This window comes from Streptomyces sp. CNX435 (genome assembly GCF_059570575.1).
Genome location: NZ_JCANTA010000002.1, coordinates 568154 through 581835, shown reverse-complemented (window position 1 = coordinate 581835; position 13682 = coordinate 568154). Strand labels below are relative to the sequence as shown.

The following is a 13682-nucleotide window of genomic DNA, read 5'->3' as shown; positions in this document are numbered from 1 at the left end:
ACGGGCAGGAGCCGCCGAAGCTCCTGCGGCCCGTCCCGGTTCAGGCAGGCCCGAGCGAAGGAAGGCACGTGGGGACCTCGGTGGTCCGGGAGGCCAAAGGCCCCCGCGCGATACTCCTGCTCACGCTCTGCGGCGCGGCGCTTCTGCTGTTGTGCGCCCTGTCGATGGCGTTCGGCGCGCTGAGCGTGCCCCCCGACCAGATCTGGCAGACGCTGCTCGGGGACGCCCCCAACGCCCGTATCGACAACGTCATCTGGTCCGTACGGCTGCCGCGCACCGCGCTCGCCCTCGCCACCGGGGCCGCGCTGGGCCTGTCCGGCGCGCTGATGCAGGCGCTGACCCGCAACCCGCTGGCGGACCCGGGCATCCTAGGCGTCAGCGCCGGGGCCGCCTTCGCCGTCGTCCTCTCGGTCGGCGTACTCGGCCTCGGCTCGGTCTACGGCTACATCTGGTTCTCCTTCGCCGGGGCCCTGGCCGCGAGCGTCCTGGTCTACGGCCTCGGCGGGCTCGGCCGCTCCGGCTCCACCCCGGTCAAGCTCGCCCTGGCCGGAGTCGCCGTGACCTCGCTGCTCTTCTCCCTGACCAGCGCGGTCGCCCTGACGGACCCGGACGCGCTCGACCGCTACCGGTTCTGGTCCGCGGGCTCGCTGGCCGACCTCGAAGACGGCGTACTCCTGCGCGTCCTGCCGTTCCTCGCCGCCGGCGCGGTCCTCGCCCTCGCCTGCGCCCCCGCCCTCAACAGCCTCGCGCTCGGCGACGACATGGCGAAGTCCCTCGGCCTCAAGCTCGGCCTGATCCGCATCCAGGGGGTCGTCGCCGTCACCCTGCTCACCGGCGGGGCCGTCGCCGTCATCGGCCCCGTCGTCTTCGTCGGCCTGGTCGTCCCGCACATCGCGCGCGTACTCGCCCAGGCGGCGGGCATCGGCCCGGACCACCGCTGGCTGCTGCCGCTGTCCGCCGTGCTGGCGCCCTGCCTGCTGCTGGCCGCCGACATCGCCGGACGGCTGATCGCGCGGCCGGTGGAGATCCAGGCCGGCATCCTGGTCGCCTTCATCGGCGGGCCGTTCTTCATCGCGCTGGTCCGCCGGCGCCGGCTGGCGGAGCTGTGAGCCGTGCCGAACCACCGTACGGAGCCGTGAGCCCATGACCGCAGAACTCGCCCCCGTTCCGGACCGGAAGGGCCCCGCGGCCCTGCCGCCGCCACGCCGTACGCCCGACCGGGCCGCCTTCCGGCTCGCCGTGCCGCACGTCTCCGGGGTGCTGCGACCGCGCCTGCTGGCCGTGTGCCTGGTGCTCACGGCCGCCGCCTTCCTCGCGTTCTGCGTCGAGACCTCGGTCGGAGACGTCTCCCTGCCCCTCACCGACGTGATGCGCGCCCTGGTCGGCCAGGGCGACCCCGGCACCGAGCTGATCGTCCACAAGCTGCGCCTGCCGCGTTCGCTGGCCGGCCTGCTCGTCGGCATCGCGTTCGGCATCTCCGGCGCCCTGCTCCAGACCATGACGCGCAACCCGCTGGCCAGCCCGGACATGATGGGCATCACGCAGGGCGCGGGCACGGCCGTGGTCGCCGGGATCGTCCTCGGCTGGGACGGCGGGCTCGGCACCCAGGCGCTGGGGCTGCTCGGTGCGCTGGCGGCGGCGCTGCTCGTGTACGCCCTGGCGTGGCGGCGCGGCACGACCGGCTACCGGATCGTCCTCGTCGGCGTGGGCGTCACCTGGATCTGCACGAGCATCACCGACTATCTGATGGCCCGCGGCGAGCGCTTCCAGGCGCAGGCGGCGCTGGGCTGGCTGGTCGGCAACCTCAACGGCCGCACCTGGGAGCAGATCACGCCGCTGGCCGTGACCATGGCCGTGCTCGTGCCGGCGGCGCTGCTGCTCGGCCGGCTGATGCGGACCCTGGAACTCGGCGACGACGTCGCCCGCGGACTGGGCACGCGGGTGCAGACCGTACGGGTGGCCGTGCTGCTCGTCTCGGTGGGCCTGGTGGCGTTCGGGACGGCGACCGCGGGTCCGGTCGCGTTCGTGGCGCTCGCCGCGCCCCAGGTCGCCCAGCGGCTGGCCGGCACCTCCTCGCCGCCGCCCGTGGCCGCCGGCCTGACCGGCGCCGTGATGGTGCTCGTATCCGACCTCGCCGCGCGGAAGCTCATCCCGGACACCGAGCTTCCGGTCGGCATCGTCACAGGGGTGCTCGGGGCTCCCGTGCTGCTGTGGCTGCTCGTTCGCGCGAACCGCGCCGGTTCAGGAGGCTGATGACGTGTCGTTGAAGGACCAGGCACCCGCCGAGGGACCCGACCTGCGCGCCGAGGGCCTACGGCTGGCGTACGACGACCGGATCGTGGTCGAGGACCTCGACCTGGCCGTCCCCTCCGGGCGGATCACGGTGATCGTCGGCGCGAACGCCTGCGGCAAGTCGACCCTGCTGCGCGCGCTCGCCCGGCTGCTGACCCCCCGGGCGGGCGCCGTCCACCTGGACGGGCGCTCGGTCCACTCGACGCCGACCCGGGCGCTCGCCCGGCGGCTCGGCATCCTGCCGCAGTCGCCGGTCGCGCCCGAAGGGCTGACCGTCATCGACCTGGTGGGGCGCGGCCGTTCGCCGCACCAGACGTGGTGGCGGCAGTGGTCGGCCGCCGACGAGGAGGCCGTGCACGAGGCGCTGCGCGCCACCGCCATGGCCGACCTCGCCCACCGGCCCGTCGACGAGCTCTCCGGCGGCCAGCGGCAGCGCGCCTGGCTCGCCATGGCGGTGGCGCAGGACACGCCGGTGATGCTGCTGGACGAGCCGACGACGTACCTCGACCTCGCCCACCAGATCGACGTCCTCGACCTGATCACCGACCTGAACCGGCACCAGGGCCGCACGGTCGTGATGGTGCTGCACGACCTCAACCAGGCGTGCCGGTACGCCGATCACATCGTCGCCATGAAGGCCGGCCGCGTCGTCGCCGAGGGCCCGGCCCCGGAGGTCGTCACCGCCGCGATGGTCGAGGAGGTGTTCGGCCTGCGGTCCGTGGTCGGCGAGGACCCGGTCAGCGGCACGCCGATGGTCGTACCGATGAGCCGGCACCACGCGTGGGACGACTCCGCGGCCGTCGCCGTGCCGGGCGCCCAGGGCTGAGAGCGGAGCACCGGGGCGTTACGGGCGGGTGGTCAGGTAGCCGCCCATGGTGCGGAAGTAGTCCGTCGCGGCGTGCTCGGTGCCGTCCTCGGTCCGCACCCGCCTGACCACCAGGCCGGGCAGGCGCCCGGAGCGCGCCTCGGCACCGGCGACGATGACGACCCCGTCGCCCTCGCGGATGAAGATCCGGCCCGGTGTGCCGCCGTAGCGCCCCTCGGAGACCGCCGCGGAGACGATCCGGAGCCGCTCGCCGCGGTGGAAGGTGAAGGCGCTCGGATACGGGTCGGAGTGGGCCCGTACGAAGCGATCCAGGTCCCGCGCGGGCCACGTCCAGTCGATGCGGCAGTCCGCCAGCGAACGCTTATGGAAGAAGCTCGACTTACCTCGGTCCTGCGGGGTCCACACGGCCTCGCCGGAGGCGATCAGGTCCAGGGACTCCTTGACGATCGGCTCGATGACGTCGACCGTGCGGTGGAAGAGGTCCGTGGCGGTGTCCCGGGGGCCGACCGGAACCGAGCGCTGTATCAGGACGTCGCCCATGTCGAGTTCGGCGTCCATGCGGTGCGCCGTGACGCCGACCTCCTCCTCGCCGTTGATCAGCGCCCAGATCAGCGGGGAGAAGCCGGCATAGGACGGCAGCAGCGAGTCGTGGACGTTCAGCGTGCCGTGCGGCGGCAGTTCGAAGATCTCCGGCGGCAGCCAGGTGCGCCAGTTGTTCGCCACGATGAGGTCGGGCGCGGCGTCCCGCAGGGCGCGGAGCAGTTCGTCGTCGCCCGGCCGGTTGCGGAGCAGCACGGGCACGCCGTGCTGCTCGGCGAGGTCGGCGACCGAGTCGCTCCAGATCTTCTCGTACACGTGGTCGCTCTTGGGGTGGGTCACGACCAGGACCACGTCATGCTCGGAGTCCAGCAGCGCCTGCAGCGTTCGATGTCCCCAGGTCTGGTAGCCGAACATGGCGACCCGCATACGTACCCTCCTCAGCATTGCTAGGTAAGGCTAACCTTACCTAGCATGTGCCCGTTTGGGGAGATCCTCCGTTCCCTACGAGGGAACGCGGCACCCTCCCCGCCACAGGAGGCGATGACACGGTGACGACGCTGCAGAGCGGACCGGATTCCACCTACGACGTTCTCGGCATCGGTTTGGGTCCATCCAACCTCGCGCTCGCGATCGCGCTCCACGAGCACGGCGCGGCACCGGCGGACGGGGACGGCTTCCGGGCGGGGTTCCTCGAACAGAAGCCGCGGTTCGGCTGGCACCGCGGCATGCTGCTCGACGATGCCACGATGCAGGTGTCCTTCCTCAAGGACCTGGTCACGATGCGCGACCCGACGAGCGACTTCAGCTTCCTGTGCTACCTGCGCGAGCGCGGGCGGCTCGTCGACTTCCTGAACCAGAAGACCCTCTTCCCGCTGCGCACCGAGTTCCACGACTACCTGGAGTGGGCCGCCGCCCGGGTCGGCCACCTCGTCGAGTACCGCGCCGAGGTGGTCTCCGTACGGCCGGTCACCGAGGGCGGCGAGGTCCGCTGGTTCGACGTGGTCAGCCGCGATCCGGCCGCCCCGGAGCGGACGACCGTGCGCCGCACCCGCGCCCTGTGCGTGGCCACGGGACTGGAGCCGCACCTGCCGTCGGGCACGTTCCTGTCCGAACGCGTCTTCCACAACAGCGAGTTGCTTCCGCGCGTCCACGGCCTGCTGCACGACGGGACCCCCGTACGCCGCGCCGTCGTCCTCGGCGCCGGACAGAGCGCCGCCGAGGCCGTCGGCTACCTCCACCGCAGCTTCCCGGAGGCGGAGATCTGCTCCGTGTTCGCCAAGTACGGCTACACGCCCGCCGACGACAGCCCGTTCGCCAACAGGATCTTCGACCCCGAGGCCGTCGACGTGTTCTACGGCGCCCCGCCGGAGGTGAAGCAGTCGCTCTTCGACTACCACCGCGGCACCAACTACTCCGTGGTCGACATGGAGCTGATCGAATCGCTGTCCAGGACGATGTACCGGGAGAAGGTCAGCGGCAGGCAGCGGCTGCGGATGATGAACGTCTCCCGCATCCGCCAGGTCGAGGAGGGCGCGGACGACGTGCGGGTGACGGTGGAGTTCCTGCCCACCTCAGAGCGCCGGGTCCTCTCCGCCGACCTGCTCGTCTACGCCACCGGCTACCAGCCCCGCGGCATCGGCGACAACCTCGGCGAACTCGCCAAGCTCTGCGTGCGCGACGACGAGGACGCCCTGCGCGTCGGCCGTGACCACCGGGTGGAGACCGCCCCGAACGTCACCGCCGACATCTACCTCCAGGGCGGCACCGAGCACACCCACGGGATCACGTCGACCCTGCTGTCCACCACCGCCGTACGCGCCGGCGAGATCTGCTCCGCGCTGCTCGCCCGCCGCGCGGCGCACGCCTCGGAGGTGGAACCCACGCACACGTAGACCCCCCGCCGCGGGCCGTCGCCCGGCCGCGCCGTATCGCCCCAGGTCATGCCCCCTGGTGGTGGCGGCCGATCTCTGGGCATGGTCTCGGGCATGAACGCAAACCGCGCGCCGGAGTTCCCCCGCCACCTCGCCCGCACCCGCAAGTTCACGCTCGGCCTGCCGCACGGCACGACCGTCTCGCCCGACGGCGAGCGCGTGCTGTTCCTGCGTACCGGCAGCGGCACGGATCCCGTGGCCCGGCTGTGGCTGTACGAGGGAGGCGCGGAGCGGGAGTTGGCGGATCCGGCGGGGCTGGTGCGGGGTGGGGCGGAGCCGGCGGCGGAGCGGGTGCGGCGGGAGCGGGCGCGTACCCGGACAACGGGCATCACCTCGTACGCCACCGACGCCGACGTGCGGCTCGCCGTCTTCGCGCTGGGCGGCGAGCTGTGGGCCGTACGGACGGACGGCCCGGCGCCGTTCCGGCTGCCCGCCGCGGGGCCCGCCGTCGACCCGCGCCCCTCCCCCGACGGCCGGCACGTCGCGTACGTCACGGGCGGGGCGCTGCACGCCGTCTCCGTGGCCGGGGGCGACGACCGGCTGCTCGCCGCGCCGGAGGGGCCGGACGTGACGTACGGGCTGCCCGAGCATGTGGCCGCCGAGTCGATGCACCGGGGCCGCGGCCACTGGTGGGCGCCGGATGGCGGCGCGCTGCTCGTCGCGCGCGTGGACGAGTCCGGCGTGCACCGCTGGCACCTCGCCGACCCCGCCGACCCGGCGGCCGAGCCGCGCGCGGTGCGTTACCCGGCCGCCGGCACGGCCAACGCAGACGTCTCCCTGTACGTGGTCACGCCGGCCGGCCGGCGCACGGAGGTGCACTGGGACCGGACGGCGTACGAGTACCTGGCCACCGTCCGCTGGGACGCGCACGGACCGCTCCTCGGGGTGCAGAGCCGCGACCAGCGCACGCTGCTCACGCTGACGGCCGACCCGGACACCGGCGCCACCCGCGTGCTGGCCGAGACGCGCGACGCGCACTGGACCCGGCTGGTGCCGGGGACCCCGGCCCGGACCGCGTCCGGCGCGCTGCTGCGGGTCACGAACGACGCCGCCACGGACACGTACCGGCTCGTCCGCGACGGCGAGCCCGTCACGCCCGCCGGGCTGCAGGTACGCGCGGTGCTCGGGGTCACCGGCGAGCGGGTGCTGTTCACGGCGGCCGAGGACCCGGTGGAGCGGCATGTCTGGTCGTACGAACCGGGGCCGGGCTGCGTGCGCCTGAGCGACGAGCCGGGGCATCACACGGCGACCGCGGGCGGCGGGACAACGGTCCTGGAGAGCGCGACGGCCGCCGGGCCGGCGGTGCGGGTGCTGACCGCCGGGCGGCCGGCGGCGCCGCTCGCCTCGCTCGCCGAGGAGCCCGCACTCCGGCCGCGCCCGCGGCCCCTCGACGGTCCCGGAGGGCTGCGCAGCCACCTGTTCCTGCCGTCGTGGCACCGCCCCGGCGACGGTCCGCTGCCGGTGCTGCTCAACCCGTACGGCGGGCCGGGGCTGCGGCTGGCGGTGCCGGCGCGCGGGTGGTGGACGCTGGTCTCGCAGTGGTTCGCGGAGCAGGGCTTCGCGGTGCTCGTCACCGACGGCCGGGCCACGACCGGCCCGCCGTCGTGGGAGCGGGCGAACAGCGGTGACAAGCGGGACAGCGCCGTCGCGGACCAGGTGCGGGGACTCCACGCGGCGGCGGCCGGCCACCCGGACCTCGACCTGGGGCGGGTCGCCATCCGCGGCTGGTCGTTCGGCGGGTTCCTCGCCGCGGCGGCGGTCCTCACCCGGCCGGACGTGTTCCACGCCGCCGTCGCGGGCGCCCCGGTCACCGACGCACGCCTGTACGACACGCACTACCAGGAGCGCTTCCTCGGCCACCCCGACAAGCACCCCGAGCACTACGACCGCTCGTCCCTCGTGGGGCTCGGCCACCGGCTGCGCCGCCCTCTGCTGATCGTCCACGGCCTCGCGGACGACAACGTCGTCGCGGCCCACACCCTGCGCCTCTCCGCCGAGCTGCTGGCCGCCGGCCGGCCGCACAGCGTCCTGCCGGTGCCCGGCGCGTCGCACATGATCTCCGACGACGCCATCGCGGAGAATCTCCTCTGGTTCGAGCTGGCGTTCCTGCGGCGGGAGCTGAACGCCGAACCCCGGACGTACGTATGACGGCGCTGAGGCACGCGCACACAACGGCGGTCCCGCCAGCCCAGGGCGGGCGACCGGCGCACCAGGAAAGGGCTCCACCATGACGCAGTCCCGCAACCCGGCCCGGCTCACCGCCCGCCGCACCGTCGTGGCCGCCGTCGGCGCCGGAGGTCTCACCGCGGCGCTCGCCGCCTGCGGCGACGACTCCGGCGACTCCGGCGACACCGGCAGCACCGAGGTCGAACCGCAGGAGGGCGGCAGAGACGGCGGCGGGCAGCTCGGCAGCACCGGCGAGGTGCCCGAGGGGGGTGGCAAGATCTTCAAGGACCAGAAGGTGGTCGTCACGCAGCCGGAGCCGGGCGAGTTCAAGGCGTTCTCCGCGGTCTGCACCCACCAGGGCTGCATCGTCAGCAGCGTCGAGGACGGCACGATCAACTGCGCGTGTCACGGCAGCAAGTTCGCCATCGCGGACGGCAGCGTCGCGCAGGGCCCGGCCACGGAGCCGCTGCCCGCGGAGGACGTGAAGGTCGACGGGGACGTGCTGCGCCAGGGCTGACGGGGCGTACGTCAAGGAGCGTGCGGCGGGAGAGCGTGCGGCGGAGGAGCGTGCGGCGGAGGAGCGTGCGGCGGGAGGAGTGGCCGCGGGTGGGGCGGCCACCGGCTCCGGTCCGCGGCCCCTCCCCCACGCGGGCCGTGCTCAGACGGCGCGGCCCGTCGCCTGCAGCGCGCGTACGGCCTCGCGGATGGACGGTCGGCGGTCGGCGTCGGAGCGCCAGATCGCGTAGATGTGCCGGTGCATCGCGCCCCGTACCGGCAGCACTCGGACCCCCGCGGGCACCGGCCCGCGGCCCAGCCGCGGAGCGACGGCCACACCGAGCCCGGCGGCGATGAGCGCGAGCTGCGTGTGGTGCTCCTCGGCGGTGTGGGCGATGCGCGGCTCCATGCCCTTGGTACGCAGCGTGGACATCAGCCAGTCGTGGCAGAACTCGGCCTCCGGCCAGGAGATCCAGTCGTCGTCCGCGAAGTCCTCCAGGACGACGTCCGCGCGGTCCGCGAGCGGATGTCCCGCGGGCACGGCGACGTCCGCGACGTCGTCGAGCAGCGGCGCCCGGGACAGGCCGGAGGGCAGCGGCATCGGCTTGTTGTACCAGTCCAGGACGACGCCGAGGTCGTGGTCCCCGCGGATCACGCCGGGCACCGCCTCGTCCGGCTCCTGCTCGCGCAGCCGGACGCGCAGCTCGGGGTGGTCGCGCCGCAGCGCCGCGAGCGCGGCGGGGAACAGCCCGCGGGCGGCGGTCGGGAACGCCGCGAGCGCCAGCTCCCCGACGGGCCGGCCGCGATGCGCCTCCAGCTCCGACTGCGCCGCCTCGACCTGCGACAGGATCCGGGTGGCGTGCTCGGAGAGCAGCCGGCCGGCGTCGGTGAGGCGGACGCCGCGGCCGTTCTTGGCGAGCAGCTGCTGCCCGGTCTCCCGCTCCAGCTTGGCGAGTTGCTGGGAGACGGCGGAGGTGGTGATGTGCAGCCCGTCGGCCGCGGCGCTCACGGAGCCGTGCCGGGCGACGGCGACCAGGGTGCGCAGGCGTTCCAGGTTCAACATGTAAGTGATGCTACGAGATAGGGGGCATAAAGTCTCGCTTGTGCTACGAGGAGCGTGCGGCGCACCGTAGTGCCATGACCACGGCACCGGCAGCCACCGACCCGGCCACCGCTTCCGCCTCCGCCGCCCGGAAGCCCGTCCTCGACTGGCGCCTCCGCTTCGCCGCCCTCTCCGTCATCTGGGGATTCAGCTTCCTGCTCATCAAGCTGGGCACCGACGAGTTCGCCCCGCTGCAGGTGACGCTCGGCCGCATGGTGTTCGGCTCCGCCGTCCTCGCCGTCGCACTGGCCGCGCGCCGGGAGTCGCTGCCGCGCGGCGGCCGGACGTGGGCGCACCTGGCGGTCGCCGCGTTCTTCCTCAACGCGCTGCCGTTCTCCCTCTTCGCCTACGCCGAACTGCACATCCCCTCCTCCCTCGCCGGGATCTGCAATGCCACGTCGCCGCTGTGGGGCATGCTGCTCTCCTTCGCCGCGCTGCAGGAGGACCGGCCGACGCGCCGCCGGGTCGCGGGCCTCGGCCTCGGCTTCGCCGGCGTGCTGATCGTCCTCGGCGCGTGGCAGGGCTTCAGCGGCCAGGACCCGCTGGGCACGGCCCTCGCGCTGCTCGCGTCGGCGAGCTACGCCGTCGGCTGGCTGTACGTGCGCCGCACCCTGGCCGGCAGCCCGCACTCCCACCTGTCGATGACCGGCGCGCAGCTCCTCGTGGGCACGGCCCAACTGGCGCTCGCCACCGGGTTGTTCACCTCGGCGCCCGGCTCGTATCCGGCGGTGCCGGTGCTGGCGGTCCTGGCGCTGGGGGCGCTGGGGACGGGGTTTGCGGCGCTCGTGCAGTACGGGCTGGTGGCCGAGGTGGGGCCGACGACGGCGCAGATGGTCACGTACTTCATCCCGGTCATCGCCACGGCCGCGGGCGTGGCGCTGCTCGGCGAGGAGCTGACGTGGAACACGCCGGTCGGTGCGGCGGTGGTGCTGGCGGGCGCGGCACTCTCCGGCAGCCGGCCGCGCGGGGCCGAGCCGGGGCGCGGGTAGCGGCGCCGGGCACGAAAGGCCCGGCACACAAGCCCGGCACACAAGCGCGGTACGGAAGTCCGCTACGGGCGCTCCGTACGCCGTATCCGCAGCCCGTGCGCCGGCTCAGACGTACCGCCGTCCGGGCGCGGGCCGTACCGCCGCCGCCACCGCGTCGGCCAGCGGCTCCACCTCGTCGTGGGCGAGCGGCGAGACGGTGAGCCGGATGCCGGGCGGGGAGGCGAGGCGGAAGCGGGCGCCGGGCGCCACCGCCCAGCCGGCCTGGAGGAGCTGGGTGACCGCGGAGGTCTCGTCGGGCACCGGCAGCCACACGTTCATGCCGCTGCGCCCGGTGGCCTCGACCCCGTGCCGCCGCAGCGCCGCCAGCAGCGCCTCGCGCCGCTCACCGTACGAGCGCGCGACCGCCGCCTGGTCGAGGATGCCGCTGCCGCGCAGGTGGACCAGCGCGTCCTGGAGCAGCCGGCTGACCCAGCCGGGGCCGAGGCGCTGGCGGCCCTCGACTCGGTCAACGGTCACCCGGTCCCCCGTGATGACCGCGAGCCGCAGGTCGGGCCCGTACGCCTTGGCGGCGGAGCGCACCGCGAGCCAGTGCCGGGCAGTGCCGGCCAAGGGTTGGAAGGGCAGGTCGACGATCGTGTGGCAGTGGTCGTCCTCGACCAGCAGCACCTCCGGATGGCGGGCGAGGACGGCGCGCAGCTCGGCTGCGCGCGCCGGGGTGAGCGCGGCGCCGGTCGGGTTCTGCGCCCGGGAGGTGACGACCAGGGCGCGCGCGCCCGCGGCCAGCGCCGCCGCCGCGCCCTCCGGCAGGGGCCCTTCGTCGTCCACCGCCACCGGCACCGGCCGCAGCCCGAGCGCCGGGACCAGATCGAGCAGGCTGCCCCAGGCGGGGTCCTCGACCGCGACCGCGTCGCCGGGGCGCAGGTGGGCGGCGAACGCGCGCTCCATCGCGTCCAGCGAGCCGGAGGTGACGGCGACGGGGCCGGGCGGCACGCCGTCGGTGTCGAAGTCGTCGCGGGCGAGCCTGGCCAGCTCGGGGGTCATGCCCTGGTCGCCGTAGAGCACGGGACGGGCGGCGTGCCTGTCGGCCGCGGCGGCGAGGGCGTCGGCGAGCGGCGGCAGCAGGGCGAGGTCGGGGTTGCCGGTGGACAGGTCGCGGGTGCCGGGCGGCACGGTGACGCGCATCAGCTCGCGGGCGGCCGTGGCGGGCCGGGCCCGCACCCGGGTGCCGCGCCGGCCGGCGGTCTCGACGACGCCGCGCTCGCGCAGCATGCGGTACGCCGCGGCCACCGTGTTCGGGTTGACCGCCAGCTCCGCCGCCAGCGCCCGCAGCGGCGGCAGCGCGGCGCCCGGCCGCAGCGCGCCGGCGCCGATACCGCGCTCGATGCTGGCGGAGATCTCGGCTGCGCCCCGCCCCTCGATCCGATACTCTCCTAGCACAAAGAAGATATTGCACTAGTGCAATCGGGAACGCAACTCCGCGCACCGGCCGCACGCACCACCGAGCACCGAGGGAGCCGCCCGTGTCCACCACGCCCCCCGCCGCCTACCGGCCCACCGACCGCACCGTGCCGACGCGCTCCCGCGAGCGCGCGTCGTACGACCGCGAGGTGGTGCACTCCGTGCTCGACGCCGGCTACGTCTGCCACCTCGGCTTCATACGCGACGGCCGCCCCGTCGTGCTCCCCACGCTCTACGCCCGGGTCGGCGAGCAGCTGTACGTGCACGGCTCCACCGGGTCCCGCCCGCTGCGCACCGCCGGGCGGGCCGAGGACGCCGGCCTGCCGGTGTGCCTGACGGTCACGCACGTAGACGGGCTGGTGCTGGCCCGCTCCGCGTTCCACCACTCGATCAACTACCGCTCCGCGGTGGTGCACGGCGACGCCTACCCCGTGACCGACCACGACGAGCGGACGACGGCGCTCGACGCGATCGTCGACCACGTCGTCCCCGGCCGGGCCGGCGACTCCCGGCGCGCGAACGCCAAGGAGCTGGCCCAGACGGCCGTGATCCGGCTCGCCCTGGAGGAGGTCACCGTCAAGATGCGCACCGGCGGGCCCAACGACGAGCCGGAGGACCTGGACCTGCCGCACTGGACGGGGGTGGTCCCGGTCGCGCCCGTCTACGGCGCCCCCGTACCGGCCGACGACCTGGCGCCGGGCATCGAGACGCCCGGCTACCTGCCCGCGGGCTGACCCGGCGCCGCTCCCGTCCGCGACGACCGGGGCGGCCGGGGCGACACGAGCGACCGGGTCGACCGGGGCAACCGGGGCGTCACCGGCGCGTGCCGGACAGCTTCTTGCCGTCGTCTCGCGGCTGCGGCACGTTCCCGGCGACGGGCTCACCGCGCTCACCCGAGGCCGCCGCGGACGCCGGCGCCGCCAGCTGCGCGGTGAACGCCCCGGCCAGCACCAGCACCCCGCCCACGATCTGGGCCGCGCCCAGGTGCTCGGCGAGCAGCACCCACGCCAGCACCGTGGCGACGACGGCCTCCAGGCACGCGACGACGCCCGCCACCGGCGGCGAGAGCCGGCGCACCGCGAGGACGCCGAACAGGTACGCGAGCACGGTCGTGACCAGGACGATCCAGACGATCAGCGCCCAGGCCGGCGGGTGCAGGTCGCCGAGTTCGGCCCGCTCGCCGAGCAGCGACCACCGCAGGTTCCAGGGCCGGGAGACGGCCGTGAGGACGACGGCGCCGACGATCAGCCCGTACGCGATGACGCCCAGCGGGTGCGGCGCGGCGCCGTCCGCGGAGTCGGTGCCGTGCCCGGCGAGGACGAAGAACGCGCACTGGCAGCACGCCGCGCCGAAGGCGAGGAGCAGCCCGAGCGGGTCGAAGCCCAGGCCGGACCAGACCTCGACCACGCACGCCAGCCCGGTGACCGCGAACAGCACGCCGACCGCCGCCTGCCGGGTGACCGGCCGCCGCTGGACGAACCGCACCCAGCCCAGCACCAGCGCCGGCCCGAAGAACTCGATGAGCAGCCCCACCCCGACCGGGATCCGGGCGATCGCCGCGAAGTAGAACGCCTGCACGCCGGCGACCGCGAGCACGCCGAAGCCGGCGAGCAGCGCCGGCCGCTCCCGGGCCAGCGCGCGGTGCCGCCAGGCGAGCGGCAGCAGCACCAGTGCGGCACCGGCGATACGCAGCCACACCACGTGCAACGAGTCCATGCCCTGCTCGATGAGCGGCTTCGCCGCCACCCCGGAACCGCCGAACGCGAGCGCGGAGGCCAGCGCGAGCCCGAGCCCCGCGCGCCTGTCGAATGACTGCTGCATGCGGGCGATTATGTCAGCGCCGTACATGAGTGTCATCCTTCATTGCTGCTGACATGTAGGGA

At 74.6% G+C, this 13682-nt stretch carries 12 protein-coding genes; 8 read left to right on the top strand and 4 right to left on the bottom strand.

What is annotated here, in order from left to right; all coding sequences use genetic code 11:
* Positions 1-68: 68 nt before the first annotated feature.
* The 3 genes from T328_RS05845 to T328_RS05835 are packed head-to-tail and all read left to right on the top strand — an operon-like array spanning position 69 to position 3118.
* Positions 69-1109, top strand: coding sequence for a FecCD family ABC transporter permease (locus T328_RS05845; protein WP_496494772.1), 1041 nt, complete (start codon positions 69-71; stop codon positions 1107-1109).
* Between the two features lie 34 nt (positions 1110-1143).
* Positions 1144-2253, top strand: a complete 1110-nt coding sequence (locus T328_RS05840) for a FecCD family ABC transporter permease (RefSeq protein ID WP_496494771.1) — start codon at positions 1144-1146, stop codon at positions 2251-2253.
* Positions 2254-2257: 4 nt separating this feature from the next.
* Positions 2258-3118: an ABC transporter ATP-binding protein gene (locus T328_RS05835; protein WP_496494770.1), complete on the top strand. Its 861-nt coding sequence runs from the start codon at positions 2258-2260 to the stop codon at positions 3116-3118.
* An 18-nt stretch (positions 3119-3136) separates the two neighbouring features.
* Here T328_RS05835 and T328_RS05830 read toward each other — a convergent pair whose 3' ends face one another.
* Positions 3137-4084 (bottom strand): methionyl-tRNA formyltransferase, encoded by a 948-nt coding sequence (locus T328_RS05830; protein WP_496494769.1) that lies wholly within the window; start codon positions 4082-4084, stop codon positions 3137-3139.
* A 122-nt stretch (positions 4085-4206) separates the two neighbouring features.
* On the opposite strand from T328_RS05830, the gene T328_RS05825 reads away from it, so the two are divergent.
* The 3 genes from T328_RS05825 (at position 4207) to T328_RS05815 (ending at position 8272) form a co-directional block, all read left to right on the top strand.
* A complete protein-coding gene (locus T328_RS05825; protein ID WP_496494768.1) occupies positions 4207-5550 on the top strand; it encodes a lysine N(6)-hydroxylase/L-ornithine N(5)-oxygenase family protein in 1344 nt (447 codons plus the stop codon).
* A gap of 93 nt (positions 5551-5643) precedes the next feature.
* A complete protein-coding gene (locus tag T328_RS05820; RefSeq protein ID WP_496494767.1) occupies positions 5644-7737 on the top strand; it encodes a S9 family peptidase in 2094 nt (697 codons plus the stop codon).
* Positions 7738-7816: 79 nt separating this feature from the next.
* Complete coding sequence (locus tag T328_RS05815) at positions 7817-8272, top strand: Rieske (2Fe-2S) protein (RefSeq protein ID WP_496494766.1); 456 nt, start codon at positions 7817-7819, stop codon at positions 8270-8272.
* Between the two features lie 141 nt (positions 8273-8413).
* Here the strand turns inward: T328_RS05815 and T328_RS05810 are convergent, their stop codons facing one another.
* Complete coding sequence (locus T328_RS05810) at positions 8414-9313, bottom strand: LysR family transcriptional regulator (RefSeq protein ID WP_496494765.1); 900 nt, start codon at positions 9311-9313, stop codon at positions 8414-8416.
* 74 nt (positions 9314-9387) lie between these two features.
* Here T328_RS05810 and T328_RS05805 point away from each other — a divergent pair, with 74 nt between their 5' ends.
* The gene (locus T328_RS05805) at positions 9388-10341 is read left to right on the top strand and encodes a DMT family transporter (protein ID WP_496494764.1); all 954 of its coding nucleotides are present in this window, start codon (positions 9388-9390) and stop codon (positions 10339-10341) included.
* A gap of 105 nt (positions 10342-10446) precedes the next feature.
* Here the strand turns inward: T328_RS05805 and T328_RS05800 are convergent, their stop codons facing one another.
* Positions 10447-11778 carry an aminotransferase class I/II-fold pyridoxal phosphate-dependent enzyme gene (locus T328_RS05800; RefSeq protein ID WP_496494763.1) on the bottom strand — a complete coding sequence of 444 codons (1332 nt, stop codon included), beginning with the start codon at positions 11776-11778 and terminating at the stop codon, positions 10447-10449.
* 83 nt (positions 11779-11861) lie between these two features.
* On the opposite strand from T328_RS05800, the gene T328_RS05795 reads away from it, so the two are divergent.
* Positions 11862-12533: a pyridoxamine 5'-phosphate oxidase family protein gene (locus T328_RS05795; RefSeq protein WP_496494762.1), complete on the top strand. Its 672-nt coding sequence runs from the start codon at positions 11862-11864 to the stop codon at positions 12531-12533.
* A 79-nt stretch (positions 12534-12612) separates the two neighbouring features.
* Here the strand turns inward: T328_RS05795 and T328_RS05790 are convergent, their stop codons facing one another.
* Positions 12613-13620 (bottom strand): EamA family transporter, encoded by a 1008-nt coding sequence (locus tag T328_RS05790; RefSeq protein ID WP_496494761.1) that lies wholly within the window; start codon positions 13618-13620, stop codon positions 12613-12615.
* Between the last annotated feature and the right edge of the window lie 62 nt (positions 13621-13682).